This is a genomic window from Paenibacillus sp. FSL R7-0652 (assembly GCF_038595045.1).
Classification (GTDB): Bacteria; Bacillota; Bacilli; order Paenibacillales; family Paenibacillaceae; genus Paenibacillus.
This window is the reverse complement of sequence record NZ_CP152001.1, coordinates 2,256,369-2,279,963: the sequence shown is the minus strand read 5'-3', so window position 1 is coordinate 2,279,963 and position 23,595 is coordinate 2,256,369. Positions and strand designations below refer to the sequence as shown.

19 protein-coding genes are annotated in these 23,595 nt (G+C 47.3%); 4 read left to right on the top strand and 15 right to left on the bottom strand.

Going from position 1 to position 23,595, the window contains the following annotated elements; translation table 11 throughout:
- From MKY97_RS10465 to MKY97_RS10415, 11 genes are all read right to left on the bottom strand, one after another.
- Window positions 1–879 carry a carbohydrate ABC transporter permease gene (locus tag MKY97_RS10465; RefSeq protein ID WP_342555370.1) on the bottom strand — a complete coding sequence of 293 codons (879 nt, stop codon included), beginning with the start codon at window positions 877–879 and terminating at the stop codon, window positions 1–3.
- 29 nt (window positions 880–908) lie between these two features.
- Window positions 909–1,799 carry an ABC transporter permease subunit gene (locus tag MKY97_RS10460; protein ID WP_342555369.1) on the bottom strand — a complete coding sequence of 297 codons (891 nt, stop codon included), beginning with the start codon at window positions 1,797–1,799 and terminating at the stop codon, window positions 909–911.
- Between the two features lie 282 nt (window positions 1,800–2,081).
- Entirely contained in the window at window positions 2,082–3,773 is a 1,692-nt protein-coding gene (locus tag MKY97_RS10455; protein WP_342555368.1) for an extracellular solute-binding protein, read from the bottom strand.
- A gap of 123 nt (window positions 3,774–3,896) precedes the next feature.
- A complete protein-coding gene (locus MKY97_RS10450) occupies window positions 3,897–5,525 on the bottom strand; it encodes a response regulator (protein ID WP_342555367.1) in 1,629 nt (542 codons plus the stop codon).
- Window positions 5,526–5,591: 66 nt separating this feature from the next.
- On the bottom strand, window positions 5,592–7,346 hold the full coding sequence (locus MKY97_RS10445; RefSeq protein ID WP_342555366.1) for a histidine kinase: 1,755 nt from the start codon (window positions 7,344–7,346) through the stop codon (window positions 5,592–5,594).
- Between the two features lie 332 nt (window positions 7,347–7,678).
- On the bottom strand, window positions 7,679–8,377 hold the full coding sequence (locus tag MKY97_RS10440; protein WP_342555365.1) for a hypothetical protein: 699 nt from the start codon (window positions 8,375–8,377) through the stop codon (window positions 7,679–7,681).
- 131 nt (window positions 8,378–8,508) lie between these two features.
- Window positions 8,509–10,041, bottom strand: a complete 1,533-nt coding sequence (locus tag MKY97_RS10435) for an ABC transporter substrate-binding protein (RefSeq protein WP_342555364.1) — start codon at window positions 10,039–10,041, stop codon at window positions 8,509–8,511.
- Window positions 10,042–10,170: 129 nt separating this feature from the next.
- Window positions 10,171–11,079 (bottom strand): carbohydrate ABC transporter permease, encoded by a 909-nt coding sequence (locus tag MKY97_RS10430; RefSeq protein ID WP_342555363.1) that lies wholly within the window; start codon window positions 11,077–11,079, stop codon window positions 10,171–10,173.
- A gap of 17 nt (window positions 11,080–11,096) precedes the next feature.
- On the bottom strand, window positions 11,097–12,083 hold the full coding sequence (locus tag MKY97_RS10425; RefSeq protein WP_342555362.1) for an ABC transporter permease subunit: 987 nt from the start codon (window positions 12,081–12,083) through the stop codon (window positions 11,097–11,099).
- A 182-nt stretch (window positions 12,084–12,265) separates the two neighbouring features.
- Window positions 12,266–13,879 carry a helix-turn-helix domain-containing protein gene (locus MKY97_RS10420; protein ID WP_342555361.1) on the bottom strand — a complete coding sequence of 538 codons (1,614 nt, stop codon included), beginning with the start codon at window positions 13,877–13,879 and terminating at the stop codon, window positions 12,266–12,268.
- Window positions 13,854–15,647 (bottom strand): sensor histidine kinase, encoded by a 1,794-nt coding sequence (locus MKY97_RS10415; RefSeq protein ID WP_342555360.1) that lies wholly within the window; start codon window positions 15,645–15,647, stop codon window positions 13,854–13,856. Before MKY97_RS10415 ends, MKY97_RS10420 begins: the two co-directional genes overlap by 26 nt.
- 377 nt (window positions 15,648–16,024) lie before the next feature.
- On the opposite strand from MKY97_RS10415, the gene MKY97_RS10410 reads away from it, so the two are divergent.
- On the top strand, window positions 16,025–17,437 hold the full coding sequence (locus tag MKY97_RS10410; protein WP_342556296.1) for a hypothetical protein: 1,413 nt from the start codon (window positions 16,025–16,027) through the stop codon (window positions 17,435–17,437).
- Between the two features lie 117 nt (window positions 17,438–17,554).
- On the opposite strand, the gene MKY97_RS10405 is transcribed toward MKY97_RS10410, so the two are convergent.
- Window positions 17,555–17,767, bottom strand: a complete 213-nt coding sequence (locus tag MKY97_RS10405) for a YwbE family protein (protein ID WP_342555359.1) — start codon at window positions 17,765–17,767, stop codon at window positions 17,555–17,557.
- Window positions 17,768–17,835: 68 nt separating this feature from the next.
- Between MKY97_RS10405 and MKY97_RS10400 the strand changes: the two genes are divergently transcribed.
- Entirely contained in the window at window positions 17,836–18,030 is a 195-nt protein-coding gene (locus tag MKY97_RS10400) for a hypothetical protein (RefSeq protein WP_342555358.1), read from the top strand.
- A 41-nt stretch (window positions 18,031–18,071) separates the two neighbouring features.
- On the opposite strand, the gene MKY97_RS10395 is transcribed toward MKY97_RS10400, so the two are convergent.
- Both MKY97_RS10395 and MKY97_RS10390 read right to left on the bottom strand, forming a co-directional pair.
- Entirely contained in the window at window positions 18,072–18,851 is a 780-nt protein-coding gene (locus MKY97_RS10395; protein ID WP_342555357.1) for a polysaccharide deacetylase family protein, read from the bottom strand.
- Between the two features lie 80 nt (window positions 18,852–18,931).
- The gene (locus tag MKY97_RS10390; protein WP_342555356.1) at window positions 18,932–20,959 is read right to left on the bottom strand and encodes a Na+/H+ antiporter; all 2,028 of its coding nucleotides are present in this window, start codon (window positions 20,957–20,959) and stop codon (window positions 18,932–18,934) included.
- Window positions 20,960–21,181: 222 nt separating this feature from the next.
- On the opposite strand from MKY97_RS10390, the gene MKY97_RS10385 reads away from it, so the two are divergent.
- On the top strand, window positions 21,182–21,481 hold the full coding sequence (locus tag MKY97_RS10385; RefSeq protein ID WP_342555355.1) for a hypothetical protein: 300 nt from the start codon (window positions 21,182–21,184) through the stop codon (window positions 21,479–21,481).
- A gap of 107 nt (window positions 21,482–21,588) precedes the next feature.
- Here MKY97_RS10385 and MKY97_RS10380 read toward each other — a convergent pair whose 3' ends face one another.
- Window positions 21,589–22,071, bottom strand: coding sequence for a MarR family transcriptional regulator (locus tag MKY97_RS10380; RefSeq protein WP_342555354.1), 483 nt, complete (start codon window positions 22,069–22,071; stop codon window positions 21,589–21,591).
- A gap of 285 nt (window positions 22,072–22,356) precedes the next feature.
- On the opposite strand from MKY97_RS10380, the gene MKY97_RS10375 reads away from it, so the two are divergent.
- Window positions 22,357–23,490, top strand: coding sequence for an FAD-dependent monooxygenase (locus MKY97_RS10375; protein WP_342555353.1), 1,134 nt, complete (start codon window positions 22,357–22,359; stop codon window positions 23,488–23,490).
- The last annotated feature ends 105 nt before the right edge of the window (window positions 23,491–23,595 follow it).

Genomic DNA, 23,595 nt, shown 5'->3' with positions numbered 1-23,595 from the left:
TCAGCCTTTAACTGAGCCCAGTGTCATACCTTTTACAAAGAAGCGCTGCAGGAATGGATACACAATGAGGATCGGTGCACTTCCGATAAAGATTTGGGCTGCACGTACCGTCGTTTGCGAGATCGTTGCCACTTCCTGCGGATTCATCGCCATCGTACTCATGTCACGTTTGATAATAACCGTCTGCATGAACGTTGCAAGTGGATAATCCTTCGCATTGTTCATATACAGCAGTCCGTCAAACCAGGAATTCCAGTGGAACACCATGCTGAACAGTGCAATGGTTGCAATGGAAGGCATGGAGATTGGCAGGAAAATGCTGAACAGCGTTCTGAAGTGGTTAGCTCCGTCAATCAATGCCGCTTCCTCCAGCTCTTTCGGAATACCGCGGAAGAAGTTCAGCATCAGGATGACCAGGAACGTGTTGACTGCACCTGGAAGTACCAGCACCCAGAAGGAATCCATCAGACCGATCTTCTGAATGACCATGTAGAATGGAACCAAACCGCCGTTGAAAATCATGCTGAATACGAAAATCCAGGAATACACGGTTCTGCCTTTGAATTCACTGTTTTCCTTGGACAGCGGATATGCCGCCAGGAAAGTAATAAGAAGCGTAATGCCTGTACCAATGACGGTACGCAGCAGTGAAATCCAGAGTGAGTTCAAGAAGATCGGATTGTTCATCGTTTTTTTGTAAGCTTCAAGGGAGAAACCTACCGGCCAGAGACTGACCAGATTGGCATCGGCTGCAGCTTTATTACTGAACGATACAGCCAGGACGTGAATCATCGGTACAATACACATGATGGCAATCAGAATGAGAAAACTGATATTGATGACGTTAAATATGCGGTATGATGGTGATTTATGATACATCGTAGTCCCTTCCTTCTCTGTTCATTCGGTTAGAATATGCGGTATCCGGCGTATTTTTTGGCCAGGCTGTACGATACGAGGATCAGGACCATACTGATGACGGATTTGAATAATCCGATTGCGGTTGCAAAGCCCATCTCTCCATTTTCCAGCGCCGAGCGATATACGAATGTATCAATGATGTCTCCCGTTTGATATACGAGCGGGTTGTACAAGTTGAAAATCTGGTCGAATCCGGCATTCAGTACGTTACCCAGAGCCAGCGTTCCCACAACCATCAACATAGGTACAAGCGACGGAATCGTAATATGAAGCGTTTGCTTCCAGCGGTTGGCTCCATCAATCTCTGCAGCTTCATACAATGCCGGGTTAATGCCAGCAAGAGCTGCCAGGAAAACAATCATGTTATAGCCGAATTCCTTCCACACATCCGTCACAATGATCGTCTGTCGGAACAAGCTGTTATCCCCAAGGAAGAAGTAAGGTCCAAGGCCAAAAGTACCGAGCACCCGATTCACCAGACCTCCTGTTGAGAGCAGATCAAGCAAAATTCCGCCCAAGATAACCCAAGACAAGAAGTGAGGCAGATATACCAGTGTCTGGATCGTGCGCTGAATCGCCATCTTGCGAACCTCATTGAGCAGGATCGCAAACACAAACGGGACGAACAGATTAAAAATCAGTTTGAGCACAGCAATGATCAGGGTGTTCCAGATGACCTGCAGGCTGTCCTCACGTTCGAATAAATATCTAAAGTTATCAAGCCCGACCCAATCCGAGCCGCTGATGCCAAGCCATGGTTTATAGTCCTGGAATGCCATAACGATTCCGCCCATAGGCACATAACTGAAAATAATCAGGAAAATGATGGCTGGCAACAGCATTACGTGGAATGGCCAAGTTCGTTTTAAAGTTCTCATGATTGCTCCCCCTGTAATTCTTCCTACTCAAGTACTCCCTGAGCGGCTTATAAGCAAATTATATCAACCTTCCCGCACCTCCAAACAGCGCATAAAAGCAATATAAATGGCACAAAAGCAACTACTTTGAACATGCATTGGAAAGAGGCACACTCAGGGCATTCAAGCCGCTGTTCACTGCATTTTTTTTTCATTCTGTAACGTTAGAAAACACAAAAAACGCACAGACTTGTATCGTCTATGCGTCTCTCTTGCTTTACCCTTTTCACTTGCGTAAATCGATTATTTTTTCACGCCGTCATACCACTCGTTCACTTCCTGAGTGATCTGATCGCCGCCGCCGGATTTCCATGTTTGAACAAATGTATCAAACGCATCGACCGGACTCTTGCCATAGATAATTTCATTAAACGTTTGGTTCTCGATTTTGTTGAGATAATCCAGCTTGGATTTCATCGTTTTGGTCGTAGGACCTGTGAACATGTTTTTGAAAGAGATATCTTTCTGTTCAAGCAGCACTTTCGCTGCGGCAGGTGTCTCTTTACCATAATTCGCGGCAACATCTTTTTCCAGCTTGGTTTCTGGCTCTTTGCCATTGGCCAGATTCAGCAAGGCTTTCATCTGTGCGTCCGGAATACGGGCGCCATCACGCACAAGCAAATAACGTACTACGTTGACATACCCGCCCTCAATGTCTTCATACCGTTTTTGTTTTCCGTTTGCATCTAATTCATAGTCATAGCCTTCAAACAGACCGTTATCATATTCACTTCCTGGTTTCGGATCTGCATAATTATCAAACAGATAGTTTTGATACGTAAAGAATGCTTCTGGATGTTCCATGTCTTTCTTGATCAAAGTAACACCATTGACAAATGCTGTACCATGGCGCATCGCTTTACCATCAGGGCCACCCGGGATCTCAATCGGTTTCCAAACTGCACCTGGGACATTTTTCACCGTATCGTTCAGCGGCCATCCGCTCATCCAGTATGGACCTGGAATAATGCCGGCTGTACCTGCAACTGCTGGCTCAGCCGTTTTGTTTTCATCCCACAGTGCTGCTTCTTGTGGAATATAACCTTTGGTCAGCCATTCATTCAGCTTGCTCAAACCTTGTTTCATACCAGGATTGATGGAACCATACTCCAGCTTGCCGTCTTCACCTACGTTCCATTGCTGCGGTAAGGCACCATATGCGCCAAAGATCCACGATGGATCTCCCATCCATGTGTTCATGGATTTCTTGAAACCAATGCTGAGTGGTGTGACCTTGTCTGGAGCCAATCCATCCGGATTTTTATTTTTGAACGCTTCCATTACGGCTTCGAGCTCGTCAATGGTTTTAGGTGCTTTCAGATTCAGCTTGTCCAGCCAGTCCTGACGAATCCAGAGCAAATAATCGTTGTTGTACGCGTAATCCAGTACCGGAATACCCATTCTTTTGCCGTCACGGCTGTATTGATTCCAGACTTCAGGATCCTGCTCCATCGCTTTTTTCCATGTGTCTGAAGCATATTTGTCGAACAACGGTCCTACTTCCTGATACATGCCAGAGTCAATCAAGTCTTGAGCTACGAGATTGTCTGGTTGACCAATCGTAACGATGTCAGGCATTTCCTGACCGGAGGACATGGCCAAACGAATTTTGGTTGCAAATGCACTGTTTGTATCGGTAACAGACCAAAGGGATTTGATATCAATACCGAATTTGTCCTTCGCCCATTTGGTAGCGACGTTATTTTCCATAGATTCGCCATTTTTAAATTTCAGTTCCGGGTCAATCCCCCATGCTGTTGTAATCGTTACTGCCGGATCATACTTTTCCTTGTATTCATTTTGGGACCCGGATGCACTTGGTTCGGCACCCTCTTTGCTCCCACTACCTCCTGAACATCCTGCAAGAACGACGGTCAGACAGAGCGTCGTAGCGAGAAGCGACAAGAATCTCTTTTTCGTCGATTGCGCTCTCATGTTGTTCCCCCTTAAATCGTTTTGGTTACCCTTTCATTATAGGCCTGTCTGACACATCAGCCTATGATACGAAATCAAGATTTCTGCACCTTTACCAACCTAAATACTCGAATCATGCTGCATTTATGTCTGATCCCGGAATTCATTCGGTGTCATACCATAATGTTTTTTGAACATTTTGCTAAAATATTGCGGATTTTGATACCCCAGTTCGCTCGTAATCTCGTATATTTTTTTATTGGTATGTTTGAGCAGATACAGTGCGCGCTCCATACGCATCCGGATCATGTAGTCTCCCAGACCTTCTCCGGTCTCTGCTTTATAAATTTTAGACAGATACACCGGATGTAAATAAACTTTGTCTGCAATCATCTTTACGGAAAGGTCCTGCCCTGTGTCCCGGGTTACAAGTTCCTGCACCTGTTTGATTACATGTCTGCGACTTTGTACCCCCTCCTGATCCGACTGTTCCTCCTGCAGCTTCGCCAGCATGTCCATCGCCCAGCGCCGCAGCTTCTCTGGAGATTGAATCAGCTGATGCGCCAGCACCAGATCGAAACCCGCATGATCAATCTCATGCACCAGATGTCCTTGTTTGTGAGCAATATACATAAAAGCATTCGTAACTGACAAGTACATTTCATACGCATGCTCTCTGGACAAACATACCTTCTCCACCCCGTCAAAGACTGTATTTAACTTCAGTGCCGCAGCATCCCACTGTTTGGTCTCCAGTAATTGAGGTAAAACAGGTGGTTTATACAGCTCCTCAAGTGCACGTGCAGCATCATTATCGGGGCGTTTGCCGAGGGTCTGCTCCATATCGATGTATAGAATCTGGTGTTCGCCCGGTCCCGATAGAACAAGAGATCCCAGACTTTTACGATACACGGTAGTCAGGTCGCTGAATGGAAACGGGGGTGTAATCACCATAGACAGATCACCTTGTAGAAAACGGACCACATGCTCGCGGAATGTCTCTGCAGCACCTTTTAAAGTGACATGATCCATACGTGAGTCTTCAGCTGGCTCCTGATTTTGCAGAAACATAACGAGACAATCATGTGGTCCACGGCCGAACCAGACATTGTAATGCTCTCCGAGCACTTCCTCTGCAATATTGCCCACAGCAAAATCCATCAGATCCAGTGACTGCTGATCCATTCCCGAGAATCGTCCCGCCAGACGAATCAGCATCATCGCAGCTGGCCGTTCAGGTTCCATATGAAGCTCGTACTCCTTCAACTGTTCCCGAAGAGCTTTAGGCGTTATCTCCCGGCCAAGCAGTACATCATGCATCAGAATCTCCCGCAAAATTTTGTAATCGGACTTACGGCTGTACAAGAGCCGATGATACTTGTCAAACTCATCCCATTCATCACGCACGGAGGTAATCGCCGCAGATACCGAACTCATAAACTCATCATCGTTAACCGGCTTCAAAATATAATCTGCTGCATGCAGCTGAATCGCTTTTTTGGCATAATCAAAGTCACTGTGCCCGGTCAGCAAAATACATCGTACGTGCGGCCAGCGCCGATTCACCTCGGCAATCAGATCAAGGCCTGTCATTCCAGGCATACGAATATCTGTCACAACAATATCAACCGCATTCTCCTCCATAATTGCCAGAGCTTCCTTACCCGATGCAGCTCGCAATACAGTGGATACTCCAAGTTCCCCCCAAGGAATCGTTAGCTCTAGGCTTTCCGTTACATACGTTTCATCATCAACAAGCAGGATATCGATCAATTGAATCCCTCCCCATTTCCGCTTCGTAAAATTAAATTCTGCATGTACACAGGAACTTACATATGATTACTTTTCTTGTTCCGCAGAGCGCTCCTCTTCTACCGGCCACGACAGAACTACACGAACTCCGCCCAGTTCCGATTCGGTAATGTGAATGCCGCCCTTCTCCCCGTACTTCAGCTGAAGTCTCTGATTCACGTTCCACAATCCGCAGCCCATCTCCTGATCCATCGAACCTGTAAGTTTGATCATCAGCGCTTCACGTGCCGCTTGTGTCATCCCTTGACCATCATTTTCAACAATCAGAAGCATTTGTCCATCCCGTTTCTCCCCGGACACTCTGATCTCCCCAGCTTCTGCGTCCGCTTCGATTCCATGGATGACCGCATTTTCAACCAAAGGCTGTACGATCAGCGGCGGCACTTCAATGTGCAGCATCTCCTCTGGCAGATCAAGCGTATAATGGATACGCTCCATGCGCATTCGCTGAATCTCCAAATAGTTGGTTACAAATTCGATCTCCTCGGATAAAGGAACCAGATCCCGCTCCTGCCTTGTTGTATATCTGTAGTACCTTGACAGATTGTGGGACATAGCCACAACGGCATCCACTCGCTTCAACTTCGCCATACTCGTAATGAACGAGAAACAGTTATAGAAGAAATGCGGGTTAATCTGTGACTGCAGCTGCTTTAACCGGGCTTCCCGAACATGAATCTGCTCCAGATATACGTGCTCAAACAACTGCTGAATTTTTTCCACCATGGAATTGAAGCGCTCGGACAGGAAGCTGAACTCATTGCGCCCTTTCGGCTGAATTCGTACCGAGTAATCCTCCTGCTTCAACCGCTGGAAACCGCGAATCAACTGTTTTACAGGCACCTGAACCTGCACATATAACAGATACGCAGCAACACAGCTCATCAGCAGCAGACAGATCATGGCTGAATAAAACAGGATATTCGACTGATGGATCGGTTTCAGGATATCCGACAGCGGCATGTAATCTACGAGATACCAGCCGGTTGTACTGGATTTCACGGAATTGACCATGTATGGCTCTCCGTCGATGTTTACCGTGCGGTTTTCTACGTCCTGCAATTTACGGCTGGATAATTCTTTAATCAGTTGATCTGTCAAAGAATGGTCTGATGTCCGATTGTAAATCACACCTGTTTCTTCACGAAAATAGAACGGGTCATGCCTGCCGTCCCCTTTAAATTTATCCAGCATATCCCGGATATTATCACTGTCAAACTCAAGCTTGATAATCGTTTCCGCATTTTCGGCAGGGTTCTCGATTCCATACGGAGATACCGTAATCCAGCTGAACATAAAACGTTCCTGCTGCCTATCCTTGACTTTGTGAACATCCCAGCCTGAAATGATATTTTGTTTTAACGCCTGCTTGTCATACGTGCGGGCATCCCGTTCCGAGATCACTCTGCCCAGTGATGGGGAATACAGATATAACTTGGTTTCCCAATTGGATGAGCTTTCTTGAATACTCAGCTTATTCTGAATTCGTTTGACCAGATTGATCGCATCCAGATCGAAATAGCTGCTCTCCGCGAATATGCGCCGGAAGCTGGCAATATCGGGGTCATGGATCAGCAGATTGGGCCATGAGGATAACAGCTCGATATGGGTATTGACCTGGTTTTGAAAGAACTCAAGCTGATTACTGTTTGAACGGTTAAGCTCGGCCCGCAGTACAGCTGTTGTTTTATGATTAGAGTACCAGTATAGGAGCACTACGGGAATCAGCATGATTAGAATTAAAATGACCATTTTGGAAAACAGATTTGTCCGGTATGACATGGAAGTTCATCTCGCTTCATCTAGATTTTGTCGTGACATTAATTGTAGTCATGCCAGCTGTAAATACAATCTATTTCTTGAACATGAGCTGCACTGCCCACTTAGATGCTTTAAAAAGTCAGAACTCCCCACTATTTATCGTAAGCGTGATCAACGCTGCGGAAAAGGAGATAATAGCAAGTTTTCAGCACTAAATTCAACTTCTGCGCATGAAAAAAGCCGGGGGCAGCCGGCTCTGTTCGTATATACCAATTTGACCATTCATTGTTTCTTCCTACAGATGATTCACGATACTGCTCTATGTACTTGAATCTAAAGTCTGTATCCGCCTACTATGGAATATCATAATCAAATACGGTATTGGTTCCATCCACCGCCACATCAAGTACGATATCATTCAGATTCCCACTAACCTGCAGCGGACAAGCTGCCATACCGGAAAATTCAAGTTTTCCTGTGAATGTCTTCCGGGGTTCAATCCGGATCGGTATCGCCTGCAGCTCAACCGACTGTAAGGATGCAGAAAGCGGATCATCCTGTTTACGATAACTTCCGGCCAAATCAGGCTTAACCATGGCGGCGACCGCCGAACTGCTGTAATTTTTCAGCGTCAGTTTACAGGTTGCCAGTGCTTGTCCATTCGATGAAACATCGTAAGTACACGAGCTGTCATTCTGCATATAAGATATACTGCTCATGCCCGTAGATCCCCATTTCACCACGTACATCAGCTTGTCTGTCATATAAGAATAACTGAATATGATGATCAGAACAGCAATCCATAACGTTCTTGCCATAAGCGGGAACTTGTGCATCATCTCCTTGCGTGTAAGGTAATATCCACAGGCCAGCATGCCAAGTCCAAAGTAGATCGTGATATGTACACCGCTTAAATAGGATGTTGTATACGGCGAAATGCCAATGGATAACAGCAGCGAATCGCCTACTGAAAAACCGAGATGATGTTTAAAGGTAAAGATGATCGCAAACAGCAGTAAAGTCCCAGAGAATGCAAGTCTGATTCTCCTCACGCAAACACCTCCTAATCAGCCACCTGATTATATCATATTTTTCCTATTTTTGATTTACAATCCAAACACAAAAAAAAGACGTTACCGTTTTAACGGTAACGTCCTTTATGATCTAATGAATGCAGTCCATGTTATTTTTTCGCCAGGAATGCATCCAGCTGCTCCTGTTTGGCCGCGATAATTTTATCGATGCCTGCTGCTTTTAATTTTTCCAGATATTTCGGAATCATTTCATTCGGGTCAACAGCACCCGAGGTCATCCCCGGCTTGAACTGTTTATTGACGTTATTTACAGCCGCAATTTCATTTTTAACCGACTGGCTGTTGAAGGTGAAACCAAGGGCAGGCGATTTCACGCCTTTGGCATTAAACTCTTTGAACTTCTCCCATTTCTGCGGATCTTCGTTATCCCACAGATAGTTCAGGAACTGGTTACCGAGCTGCCACTGTGCACCCGGATTGTAGGTACGGCTGTTGGCATCGACACCATCAGGCAGTTTGATGATATTATCCTGTCCTTCAACCTTCACATAGTGTTTACCCTCAATACCAAAGTTCAGCAGATTGTTGATCTCTTTGTCAGAGTGAAGCAGATTAATGACCTGCATCGCTTTTTCTGGCTGTTCAGAAGAACGGGAGATCGCAAGCATTGCACCCGATGCATCTCCTGTTGTAATCGTTGGACTGGTCATCTCAATTTGCGTGAGTGGGTGTCCTACATACCCTTCTTCTTCCTTGTCTTTACCTGGCTTCATACCATCGGTCCACATAAAGGCTTTTCCGGCTTTCGCCTGGTCTTTCGGGAATACGTTGGATGTTGCTGCATCACTGTTAATATAACCTGCTTGATACCATTTACGCGCAAGCTCGGCCGCTTCTTTGAATTCCGGTGTTTCCACTTCATTCAGCACGGTTGTCTCACCTGCTGTCTTAGAGATCACACCCGGTACAGAGGCATCACCGAGATAATCCCAGTCCAGATTTTCAAGCAATCCGTTGCCATTTGTATTGGACATATAGAACGGAGTGACGGACGGCTCGTTTTCCTTAATCGTTTTGAGCAGCGGCTCAAGATCAGCCCACGTTTTTACTGCGGTCAGATCCAGTTTGTATTTGTCAGCCAGATCCTTGCGTACCAGCACGCCGCGAGTGGCAGCCAGTTCCTTGTTCGTTGGCACGCCATAATTTACGCCATCTACCTGAGAACCTTCCAGGAAGGCAGGGTCCAGATTTTTCTTGATATCCTGACCATGTGCATCCAGCAGATCGTTCAATGGCAGGAATGCGCCTTTAGCCACGTTTACCGTATAGTTCTGCCAAGCGGCCGTAAAGATAATGTCTGCTTTTTCCCCTGAGGAGATCATCAGGTTCAGCTTGTTATCCCACTGTCCCCAGTCCACCGCATTGATTTTGATCGTGGCTCCAATCTTGGGCTCCATCTTTTTGTTAATCTCCGCTTCCACAAGTGCAACATCCTTCTGAGGTGTGCCCGGGTAGAATAAGGAAACCTCGTAAGGTTTTTCAGTATTGCCTGCATTCGGTGTACTGCCTTCGGCCCCCGGCGATGCTGTGCCCCCCTTGTCGGACGAACAGCCAGCAAGTACCAGAGCTAATGTCATGGCTGCCGCTGTCATACGTGACCATACCTTTAACGATTGAACCAATTGAACCCCTCCTGTTCATATGATGGACCCTTTACCGTTTAACCCCAATTCCAAATAAACGGTAAGCATTTCTATATATGCCCTTTCGTCTACCTCGGGTTGACCTTCCCCGCTCCCTAACCGGCTGGGTTATCCCTTCACAGCACCTACGGTCAGACCTTTGATGAAGTAACGCTGGAAGAATGGATATGCCAGTACGATTGGCCCTATACCGACGACGGCCATTGCCATCTGCAGCGTTTTGTTCGGCAGATTAAGAATTCCGCCCTGTGATGAGATCTGTGAAGAAACGTTGGAGTTGGTTGTTAAATATTGAATATCGAGCAGCGTCCGGTACATAAGGTACTGAAGGCTGATCGTCCGGTTATCGGAAATAAAAATCATACTAAGATACCAGTCATTCCAATAGTTCAGCGTACTAAACAGGGCGACGGTTGCCATAACAGGCAGCGAGAGCGGTAATACAATCCGCAAAAACGTTTTCAACTCACCTGCTCCATCAATGCGTGCCGATTCCAGAATGGATACCGGAATAGAGTTGGCAAAGAAGGTACGCATGACCAGTACGAAGAACGGTGATAACAGCAGTGGTAATATAAGGGCAAAAATCGAGTTTTTCAAATCCAGCACGTTGACATAGACCAGATACCAGGGAACAAGTCCCCCGTTAAACAGCATCGTGAAGAAGATGAAAAAAGCGAACCAGCCGCGGTACGGCAAATCTCTCCGCGAAAGCGGATAGGCATAGAGCGCGGTCAGCGCAACACTCGTGATTGTACCTACGACAGTAACAATGATTGAGATTCCATACGAGTGAATGATCTGATCCATATCTTTGAACAGGAATTCATAGGCCGTGAGGCTGAATTTCTCCGGGATCAGCTTGTAACCATTCGCAATAACGGTTGTCTCGTCCGAGAAAGAGATGGCGAAGACCAGTATGATTGGCACGATACAGGCAATGGCGTAGAAGAGAAACATAAAGTGAATAACACCAGCGGAACGCCGGGATACAGCTAAGGGGTCACGTGTTTTCAAAACTGACTTGCCTCCTCTCAAAATAATGCATTATCTTTGTCAATCCGTCTGACGATGGTATTGGACACCAGCACCAGTACGAAGCCGACAATCGCTTGGTATAGACCTGCTGCAGATGACATCCCGATATCTCCACCGATAAGGAATGTTCGATATACATACGTATCAAGTACGTTGGTTACAGGGAACAGCGCGCCTGATTCCAGCGGGACCTGATAGAACAAGCTGAAGTCTGCATAGAAAATACGACCAATCTGAAGCAGTGTCATAATGACAATCAGCGGAATCAGAAACGGAATCGTAATAAAACGAATCTGATGCCACTTCGATGCACCATCCAGCACAGCTGCCTCATAGTACTCTTCGTCAATGCCCACAACAGCGGCCAGATAAATGACGGCATAATAACCGATATTTTTCCATGTATTTACGAGCGGCAGGATGTACGGCCAATACTTCGGTTCAGAGTACCAGTCAATTGGCTGACCTCCGAACATTTGCAGAATCGTTGAGTTCATAAATCCCGAATCCTTACCGAGGAAAGCGAGTACAAGATAACTAACCACGATCATCGATAAAAAATAAGGCAGGAGCATCAGCGACTGATACAGTTTGGACATCGCTTTGTTTTTGACTTCGTTGAGCAGAATAGCGAGACCCACACCGACAAGCAGATTGAGTGCAATAAACACGGTGTTGTATGCAAGCGTGTTTCGTGTAATCTCCCATGCATCGCTGGTGGAGAACAGGTACTTAAAGTTGTCCCACCCACTCCACGGGCTTCCCCATATTCCGTCCGCGTAGTTTACATTTTTGAATGCGATCAGAACGCCGAACATCGGCATATAATTGTTTACCAGCAGAAACAGAATGCCTGGCAGAAACATCAGGTAAAGCACCTTGTATTTGCCAAGATTGTGCAGCACGGACTTGCGTTTTCGAATTGTGCCTTCCGGTATCTCCGATATTCGTACGCCCTTACCCGCTTGGGGTTGTGTCTTCATAACGTGTTCTCCCTCACTCCTCTTGAATTCTTCCTCAGGATGAAGCTCCGTTGCGCCTCCTGTGGTTCAAGTATACGGCGGGGCGATCAAGTCCTCTATCTGCTGTGGTGACCTGTTCAATGATCAAATTATGACTTTTGTTCCATAAACAGCATACAAAAGGCGCAGCATGCTGCGCCTGATTACACGGTTCTGGATTGTTTGCGAAACTCCTGAGGGGTGATGCCGGTACATTTTTTGAACATTTTCGTAAAATGGGAGTAATTATAGTAACCGACCTTGCCTGCGATATCCGTCACCTTGACGGTGGATTGAGACAAAAGCGTTTTGGCCATGGCTACTCTGCGCTGCAGAATAAATTCGGATAAAGACATGCCTTTCTCCTTACGAAACAAACGGGACAGATAAGCAGGGTTAAATCCGGCAAACGCAGCCAGTTCCTCACGCATCAGCTCTTCGCCGATATGGTTTTCGATGTAAATACACAGCTGATCCACAATCGACATCGGATTCTGATCATTCGGGTACAGTACCGGAATGACACGATCAATGAGATCGAGTGTCCACTGCTTCAACTGCGGAAGCGATCTTGTAACCATGGCTTCTTCGGGCTCTCGCTCTCCCGGGTACAGGCTGCGGATCGACACATTATTCTGATGCAGCAGCGGATAGACTACGTGCAGCATCGCATGATAGTAAAGACGCAGCATCTCCGGGGACAGTCCTTCCTGGGCAGCAAGAAGCTCGAAGATTTCATGCACACGTTCGCGCAGATCATCTACTTTACCGGTCTCAAAAAGAACGGACAGTTCCGAGAACCACGGAATGGGTAAAAAGCGATCTTCATGATGCCGCTCACGCTCATCATAAACAAATACCTCTTCCAGTTCCTTAATGTTCCGCCGCTCCATGTCCATAAGGTCATTCAGCATGCCCTGCAGTTCGGTCACGGCTACCGGCGCCCCTACGTAACAGGACAAACGGCAGTAGAAGTAGGTGCCGCATTCCTGAATGTACCGTTCACAACGCTGCTCCGCCTCTCGGGCAGTGAGAATGACACCGTCCTGTTCGTAGGCCAGTACAATATTCAATCCGCTGTGGTCCTGAAACACTTCACCCGATTTGTCCCCCAGCAGTACTTCCTTGGCCGCATTACGGAGTGCGTATTCCAGCACCTCTTCGTCGCGCAGATTAAATTCACGGACCCATTCCTCCACCGATATGACGATAGGCAGTACGCGTGCCTTGGGATCAATCTCTGCACCATACAGTTCTGCAAGTTCCTGCAGCCGCTGCGGAGTTAGCGTGCTCCGCTGGGATACTGCATCCTTCCAGAATCGTTCGGTCAGCAGCGGTTTATGTGTTTTCCAACGTTTGTATACGATTTCGTAAACTTCATTCGTCCGTGTGCGCTGTTCCCCATCCCTGATCTTCTCCAAAGCTCGTGCAACTACTTTCAGCAGCTGGTCTGCAGGGGCCGGTTTCAACAAATAATCAAAACTGTTCAATTTGATAGCTGTCTGAGCATAATCGAACAGGGCGTGCCCCGTCAGAAAAATAGTCAGGATGGCTGGGTCATGCTTTAATACCCAGCTCTGCAGGTCCAACCCGGTCTCCCCAGGCATCTCGATGTCACAGATCAGAATGTCGATGGCATGTGTACGGATAACCTGTCTTGCCTCTTCGACATCACACGCACCAAACACCTGATCGATTCCGGCTGCCTTCCAGTCTACACCCTCCAGCATGGCCTGTAAGGCGTACACTTCATCATCCACGATCAACAGGTTCCGCATGAGTTCCTCCTTCTTGCTCTTCAGTCTGAGCAGGCAGATAAACGCTTACTGCAGCGCCTCCTTCTGGTCTATTCTCAAATATTAACCCGGCCTCATGACCATACTTTACGAGCAGGCGATGGGCAACATTCCATATTCCAATGTGCTGTCCCCCGGGGTCTTTGGCGTACTGCCCCTGCTGCAGCTGCTCCAGCATCCCGGGTTCGAATCCGACGCCGTTGTCCGTAATCTGAAGCCGAAGCACACCTTCACCCGTCAGGCCGCCCGAAGGTTCAGTGAGATGTGCGGTAATACGAATCACAAACGGCTGCATTCTGCGTTGAAAACCATGGATAATTGCATTTTCCACAAAAGGCTGAATCGTCAGCGGCGGCAGCACATAATGTCCGGCATTCGGACTGATATCCAGTTCGAAATCCAGCTTGCTCGGAAAACGAAGCTTCTGAATTTCCAGATAGTGCCGAATATGTTCCGTCTCTTCGTTCAGCGTAATCACACGTTTGCCGGCTCGTAAACTGGATCTGAAATAGTCAGCCAGATGACCTGCCATCTGCTGCACCAGTTCATGCTTTTGCAGAGAAGCCAAGCTGTGGATAATGTTCAGAGAATTAAGATAAAAGTGAGGGTTAATCTGCATCTGCAGCTGCTTGAACTCTGCCTCACGCGTACGCAGCTGCTCCTCATATACATCAATCTTCAGGTGCTGAATTTCCTGAATCATCTGATTGAAGCTGCGTGTTACAAACTCCAGTTCGGACGAGGATGGTGCCTCCAGCGTTACATCCAGTTCACCCCGACTAACTCTTCTCATCCCCCGAATCAAAGCATTCATCGGCCGAAACAGCAGCTGCCTCAGGAAGAACAGCGCCGTAATCAAGATGACAGCCGCCCCGATGGGAAGCAGCCTGATGATCTGCTGAAAAAACGGCAGGTTGCGCATCATATCTTCCTCTGGCAGTAATACGACGTAGTTCATCTCCGACATCGCAGAAGGAATGCCTACCATCAGATATTGACGAGCCTGCCTGCCAGGTTCAGAGATCACCTGATACGGGCTCTCCAACCCGGTCAAATGATCGGCCGCCAGCTTGATCTGCCCCGCGTTTAACGTAGAATCGGATAAAGCTCTGCCATCGGGTGTAACGATAACCGCTCCACCTCTGTCTCCCGATTCCGTAAACTGCTGTGAGTCATTCAGCGCATTCATATTGACCAGTGCACCGGCATAAAACTGCTGATTAATGCGCACCGTTTTCACAAGCGCATTAAACGATCCTCCGCGCACAATGCTCCATTCCGGCTTCTGAATATCTCCTTCCAGCTGACGCATCTGGGCAGGCATGTTGCGCTGTACCACGGATTTTTTAATATCATAATTGCCCGCGGTCGCCAGCAGCAGGTCATCATTCACAGCATCATACAAATAAAAAGAGTCGATAAGATTGTAGAAACCGATATCGGTCATAAATTTATTCATGATGCGCTGTTTGGCAATGATGTAGTCTCCGCTTCCGTATTGAAGAAAAAACAGAGAGATAATATCAGGGTCACGCTCGCCCAAACTGTATAAATATCGATTCGTTTCCTGTAATACTCGCTCATTTTGTTCCACGTTTTTGGCGAGATGATTCATATTGGTAAGGGATACCTTATCCCGGACAACCTTCATAGCGTACACATTGTTGTAGTACAGCAGCAAAAATAGAGGAAGCATGATCAGTGTAAGTCCCACAATAAATTTAAAACGCAATGAACGGATCAGGTTCATAGATTACCGTCCTTTTGATTCAGACTGAGCTGCATTTTCTAATTTCTCCCTGAAGATGGCATGTATATTGTAATCACCTCTGTTTGACGCTGTCTATCAGGTTCGGTGACTCCCGGATATGTGTTCTTGTGACTTGATGCAAATCATATGCTCCCGCGACGTGCATGCCAGCATTTAATCATAATAATTCTCCGAATGTAAAAAAAATCCTGCTGTATATGTTGAACCAAAGACAAAGACGCTCACACCAAGTATGCGAAAGACAGAATAAGAATAATCTTTCAATCGCTGCGGCTCCTTGAACACCCGGGCTTGACATGCATAGGATATATCACGCCCGGGTCGGTGACCAGGGATATAGGGAGGCTGTCATCATGATGAATATTCAACTCGTCCCGCTGCATTATGTATATCTGGCATTTATTGTCCTGATTATCGCTGTTATGGTGCGGCGCAGAGATACCACAATCATCTGTGTCGCAGGCATTATGACCGTTGGACTGCTGGCAGCGGAAACGTTAAGCGGGTCGGTCGCCGGAATCTTCAACAGTTTTATCTACGCAGCGAAAGAATTATTAAGTACAATCTTTATCATTTCAATTATTGTTGCGATGAGCCGCGTTCTGATCCGAACAGGAATTAATGAAGTCATGGTCGCACCCCTCACCCGATTTATTCGTACGCCCTCAGCCGCATTCTGGGGTATAGGACTGATTATGATGGTGGTATCCTTATTTTTCTGGCCTTCTCCGGCAGTTGCATTGATTGGAGCCGTGCTTTTGCCTGCAGCCGTTCGTGTGGGTTTACCTCCGATTGGAGCCGCTATCGCCATGAATCTGTTTGGACACGGCATTGCCCTGTCAGGGGATTACATCATTCAAGGTGCTCCGAAACTTACAGCCGATGCAGCAGGCCTTCCCGTTACGTCGGTGATGGCTGCCAGTGTTCCTCTCGTCATCGTCATGGGTACGGTATCTACCCTTACCGCATTCTGGATGCTTCGCAAAGAAATGAAATCCACCCAAGGGAAGGTACAGGATTCTGTGCAGCAGCAGTCAGCATCTGAGTCACAATCAGAAACAAATGAATCTGCACCCTTCCAAGCGATGCCTCTTCGTCTGAGAAAAACATTCGCTCTGCTCATTCCGTTGTTATTCGCACTGGACGTTGTACTGATGTTTGTGCTTGACCTGCAGGGCGGGGACGCTACCGCACTAATCGGGGGAACCGCGGTTGTTATTCTGATTGCCGTTTCTATTACTGCACACCTCCTCAGCGGATCAGAGGAAACGACCCATTATCTCATTGAGGGATTTCAATTCGGATTCAAAGTATTTGGTCCAGTCATTCCGATTGCCGCATTCTTTTATCTTGGAGACGCTGCCATTACCGAGTTATTTGTAAACCCGCTTCCTGAAGGATCCCATGGCATCGTCAATGATCTCGGAGTGGCGCTTGCGGGGCTTGTGCCTTTGAATGACACCGTGGGGGCTGTTACCATGACTGTTACCGGAGCCGTGACAGGTATGGACGGCTCCGGATTTTCAGGAATTTCACTGGTTGGCTCCACGGCTTCCATGTTTGCCGGAACAGCAGGCTCTGCCCCGATGCTTACCGCACTTGGCCAAGTAGCCGCAATCTGGGTCGGCGGCGGAACGTTAATTCCGTGGGCGTTGATTCCAGCGGCAGCCATCTGCGGGGTCAGCCCGTTTGAACTGGCACGGCGCAATCTGAAACCGGTGATTCTTGGATTAATCGTAACTACCATAGCGGCTATTTTTCTCCTCTAAATGTGACGCGTGATCGAGACCAATCTCGCAGCAGACGTTGGGCATCCTGCTGACGCGAATTAACCGTCGACACATGTGCCATCACCACTGCAGTGGTATCCAGCCTGCCGCTTAACCTCATTGCGGACTATGGCCTGCGGATACCACATGTTTCACTCGGCCGACTTGCCCGCTTGTTAATCTCACTTTAATCCCATGAGGATGTGTTGGCGAATTGGTTAACAAGTCCTTAACGATTCCTCTCGTCAGTTTACCAGAAGATTGATCCTGCTTCAGTACGATATCGACCTCCAAACCAGGTCTGATGTCTGCTCTCTTTTGTCCATTCAACTTATTCACCTTCTCTTTATAGAAATCTCAGCAATGCAGCATCTGCCATTACATGAACGGTATGCAGCATGTTCTACACCTACGGCATTATCTATTCTAGACGTTTGAGCTGCAAAACAAAAGACTGCATCATACATGCAGATGCCCTGCAGCGGATCATGCCAAACAACCGCAGTCCGGCATTGCATCAAGGACCTGCGGTTGGAAATGGCATGACGGCATACGAGCGACTACTGCGGATCGATCCAGCCATACTTCAATAATGAAGAGATTGAAACTTACCTCCCCAGTGTTAAGGATGGCATTACGGCAGTGAAGAGGATAAACCATCCTTCGCAGCTTCACGGGCTTTCACCGCAAGAAGTTCCGATACCGTCACAAACTGATATCCCTGCTCCTGTAGTTTGGGAAGGATTGTTTTTAGCGCTTCAATGGTATGAGATTTGCCATCTACTTTGTCATGAAACAGAACAATATCACCATTGCGTGCATTATGCAGCACCTTCTTCGTAATGGCAGACACACCAGGTAAAGCCCAGTCCCGAGTGTCCTGATGCCAAGACCATAAAACAATGGTGTATCCTTTTTGCTTGGCCGCCTGAATTACCATATCGTTATAGTACCCTCCAGGAGGTCTGAACAGCATCGGGCGATGTGCACCTGCAGCTTCGATTGAAGCTTCTGCCGCTTCCATATCTTTCATGTACTTGTCTGCTGCTGTTGAGCGAACGGCATACGTATGGGCATACGTATGATTGGCAATCTCATGTCCTTCGAGCTGCTCCTGTCTGACGAGATCAGGATACTTTTCTGCCCATTTGCCGAGCACAAAAAAAGTTCCCTTAGCGTGGTATTGTTTCAACACAGCCAAAATCTGGGGAGTCTGCACAGGGTCTGGCCCATCATCAAAGGTCAGGGCGATTAATTTGTCCTGTGTAGGGACTTCCCATACGATCTCTCCCCGCTCTTCATAATACTGGCGATTCTTCTGCACGGGCTTGGCATACGCTGAACTCGCTGCACTGCTCTGCAGCATCACAGCCAGTATAAATAATGCGATGAATCGGGTTGCTTTCAGGTTCATGTCGTATCCTCACTTTGATTTTCATACGTCAAACTCTCCATTAGCATTGCCCGATTCGTGCAAACTCATGAATGACCGAATTAATCGTTTTTCAAAGCCGTCGCCTCCACATCATTGATGTAACGACGCAGCTTTGCCGCCGTATCCCGGGTAATTTCGCCGTTCTCATATAATTGCTGTACCGTATTGCGCTGCTCTTGAATCGCAACCATCTGAAGCTCCAGTTTATCCTGATCAAACGGATCTTCCGTCTTGTCCTGATTCCAGGCACGCAGTTTTGCGATTACTCGCTCATATTTGGCGATAACGGCAAGGGCAGCGGCACGGTTGGTATCATTCATCTGTGCGCGGATGGCTTTGATCGCTGCCTGTGATGTGCGCAGCTTTACTTTACGGAACAGTTCTGCATTCTCAAGCATAAACGGCTGCTCTTGTTTCCTCGAGCCGTTCGTGAACAGCTGGCTCAGCATACGCATAATCTCTTTCAACGAGTCGAGAAGCTGTGTATTGGTTCGGTTGGACAGCATCATCTCCTTGCGGTCGAGCCAGTGATCACATTTAAAAGCCGCTTCAGGCCCAAGAGCATTTTCAGCCTGCATCGTTTCTATCTCTCTGCGCTCGGCTCGGGTGGCCATCAGATTTATGGCTGTTTCCTGTTTTTGCATCACTTTACGATTATCCGCAGTAAACTGTCCTGTCACTTGTTTGATGTATTTGGACAAGTCGGATACAACGGCCAATGCGGCAGCTTTATTTTCATCATTCATCTCGGATTTGACAGCTCGAATGGCAGCATTCAACATAATGTCCTGGGCTCTGCGTTCCGACTTCTTCGGTGTATTCTCATCTGAAGTTTTCCCGTCTCCTTTAGCCAACACGGGCAGCAGGACACTTGCAGCAATCAGAGAGAACAGAATAACACCCGCCGCCAAAAAAATAATTAGATCGCGCTCAGGAAACGGTGATCCGTCCTGAAGCACGTATGGAATTGAAAATGCCCCAGCCAGCGTTACCGCACCTCTCACTCCCGAAAGAGATAGAATTGTAATTTCCTTGAAGCGAGGTTTCCCGATAGCGGACTTGGCCCGCAGCCATTCATTACCCTGCCAGAACAAATAAATCCACAAAAAACGAAGCAGGACAAGCAGCAGTGAAATCAGCACAACATACCCAAGCACTTCAAAGTTATTAAATGACACATTGACAAAGATCGTACTCAGTACATCGGGTACCTGCACGCCAAGAATAACAAACACGAGACCGTTCAAAAGAAATAAAATTACGGACCAAGTGCTCGCAGACACCACCTGCATCTTGAGCTGGACCGATTCTGCACGGTCACGTTCAACCGCATGAATAATTCCGCCTGCAACTACCGCCAGGATGCCGGAAACTCCAATCTCTTCACTTACCAGATAGATTACGAATGGTGTCAGAATCTGCAGCAGCATATGAATGGTGACATCCTCCATACCAAGCCTGCGAATCCAGACTCCGAGACGGATAAAAAGGAAGGACATCAACGCACCCGCGAGCAGACCTCCTACAGCGATGATGATGAAACTAACCGATGCTTGAGCCAGTGAAAAAACGCCAGTCACCGCAGCAGCGATTGCAAATTTAAAAGCCACAAGGCCTGAAGCGTCATTCATCAATGCTTCGCCTTCCAGAAGTCTATGTATGCTTTTGGGCAGATGCACACGTCCGGCCATGGCTCCTACAGCCACTGCATCTGTCGGAGACAGGATAGCCGCGAGCGCAAATGCAGCAGGCAGCGGAATCGTCGGAATCAGCCAATGTATGGCATAACCAGCCACTGCAACGGTAACAAATACCAGCCCGAGCGCAAGCAGAAGAATGGGTGCACGCAGGTTCCACAGTTCATTTCTTGGCGTTCTTTTGCCATCGTTATACAGCAGAGGAGCAATGAATAACACAAAAAACAATTCGGGATTAAGCGGCAGATGGACGCCAGCAGGCAGCAGTGCAATGAGTACGCCTAATGCAATCTGTATAAGCGGAACGGGAATAAAAGGTACGAACCGGTTCAGCACGTTGGATAAACCGATCAGACCCAGCAAAACAAGTACGGTTATAAATAACTCCATGATGACATTCCTTTCCGCTGCTAAAGTTACGAATGCTTTTTCATGAACTTTATTCTATCAAAAACATACATGACTATAACAATGTTTTCATATTCATATTTATTCTCATTTACCCATTTCAACAGCACTGATACGCATGTGCCGAAACATTTTTGATTGATGTTATATATAAGATGTACAATATGTTGAGGACCATACTCTGTCAGAAAGGAACGTTCAATTATGGCTTTTGGAATTAAACGACAGGAACTCGCAGCGTGGAAGGAACAAGTCGCCCGCGGCGAGATCGCTTTTCTCACTCATTTCTGGATCGATTCCCGTTTTCCAGGCATGACCAGCGTTACCAAAGTAGGCTGTGCAGATCTGAATCGTTTGGAACAATGGTGCCGCGAACACGGACTTGACCCCCGTTATATTCATCGAAGACAACCCTTCCCTCATTTTGATTTAATGGGCAGCAGACAGAAAGACATCCTAATGCAGGAAGGCCTGAGCGACCATGTATCCCGTTTTCACCTGTAACGCTGCTGAACGCGCAAAACGCCAGTCTTCACGGTTCATACCCGGTATCGGGTTGAAACATGAGGACTGACGTCTTCAGATGTCATATCCAATTAATTTCTTATGCACTAACGATACGTCTGCTCTAGTGATCTCATTTTTTCCAGCAGCTTCATTTCTATTTTTTTGAGCATACCCAGCATTAACTGCTGCTCCTCCTCCGTAAGCGCTTGTAACAGCTCCCAAGTCATACGACCGCGGTTGGCATTTAGCGCCGTGGCTAACTGCTCGCCCTCTTCTGTTAAAGACAGCCACACAATTCTGCGATCTTCCTCGCTGCGTTCCCGCTGAATCAGATTTTCACTTTCAAGCTGATTAAGAACGATCGTTGTTGCCCCGGATGACAGACTAAGCTGACGCGCTACATCGACAGCCATGCAGCGCTTTTCACGCAGGATCATACCCAATATATGGCTTTTTGTTGGATTCAGCTTACAGTTGGTTTCCGATTTTTGCTGCTGGTCCAATACTTTATTTTTATATCTGAAGAAGGCCTCCAACAATTGATCGACGTTTGCCAATTGCGAGTTTCGCTCCGTATTCGGGCTCATATATGTTCCTCCTGCCTTTCATCGTAACCTGCCTTATATTGTAACATATTTACACACATTTGGTTGTGAAAAAAAGAGAGCTGCAGTTGGAAGCTGTTTCTCCGATCATTCACATTAAAAATTACATATCAGCCTATTGTATATGTACAGCTGTTTGATTATAATAACGTATATCCTTTTAAGTTACTTTTAGTTACTTAATTATTTAAATAAATCTGTTGTAATAAAGTAAACTTTTTTTCTATCGTTATAGCTTTACCACTATACTGCAGGGGAATAATGAACATGAACTCAATAAAATCTTATCAAGCATCGGACGCCAGCGATACAGATGTCTGTATCGTCGGGGCAGGCCCCGGAGGCGCATTGCTTTCATATTTACTAAACCGGAAAGGCATTTCCTCACTGCTCATCGAACGGCAGCCGCATCTTCATAAATCGTTCCGCGGTGAGCTGCTGAACGCAGACGGCGAAGCCATCTTGAACAAGCACGGCTTGTATGCTCCGATTCAACAGCGCGGGGTACTGCCGCTGGAGCAGATACAATATTGGGAAGAAGGCAGCATCATCCATACGATTCATCCTGATGTAAACAAAGGGGAGAATCATGTCGGTATACACGTCCCGCAGGACCACCTTCTTGAAGCTATTACAGCTCAAACCGAAGGCTTGAGTCCGCTGCATCAGGTCCGGTTTAATACGGTCATGACCGGTCTGCTTCGAGACAAAAGCGGCAGGGTTGCTGGTATTAATGTACGGCAGAAGGGTGTTCCTGCCTCCATTCGAGCATCAGTCGTTATTGGTGCAGATGGCAGATATTCAGCAGTTCGCAAACATGCGGGTCTTGTACCCGATATCCGCAAGCACGGTTACGATCTGTTATGGGCACGCATCCCTGCACCAGCGGGATGGGAACCCGCTGTACGCATGGCTGGTATGGATGGGCAGCAGCTGGCCCTGTTTTCGCAATACGGCGGTTATGTTCAGATCGGATGGAATATTCCCGAGGGCGGGTATGCCAAACTGCGTGAAATGCCCTTTGCTCCCTTCGTAGGCAAACTTGTATCTGCCTTCCCTTGTCTTGCCGACGCTGTCGCTGCGCATATTCAGAACTGGAGTGACTTTGTACTGCTGTCCGTAGAGAGCAGTTATAGTTCCCGATGGGCGGAGGATAACGTCGTGCTTATCGGCGATGCTGCTCATACGATGACCCCGACAGGTGCCTTTGGACTGAATGCTGCGCTTGAGGATGCCGATGTCCTCTCTGAACTGCTGCTTCAGATGGCAGAGGGCCGTTTCGAATCTGCCGAGGTGCTGCAGCAGCTGCAGGCCATCCGCGGCCCGAAAGTACAGCAGCAGTTGGCTCGGCAAGTTGAGATGGAATCTTCTTTTCGGCAGCGTTATGAATCCTTCCGTTAAAGAGATGGGTATTCTGATTTCCTTTTAAAGATTTCACGCGCTCCGGGTGCTCACTGACATAATGACATAAGAAAGCCATGCCCCTAACTGGTCAAGACCCCATTT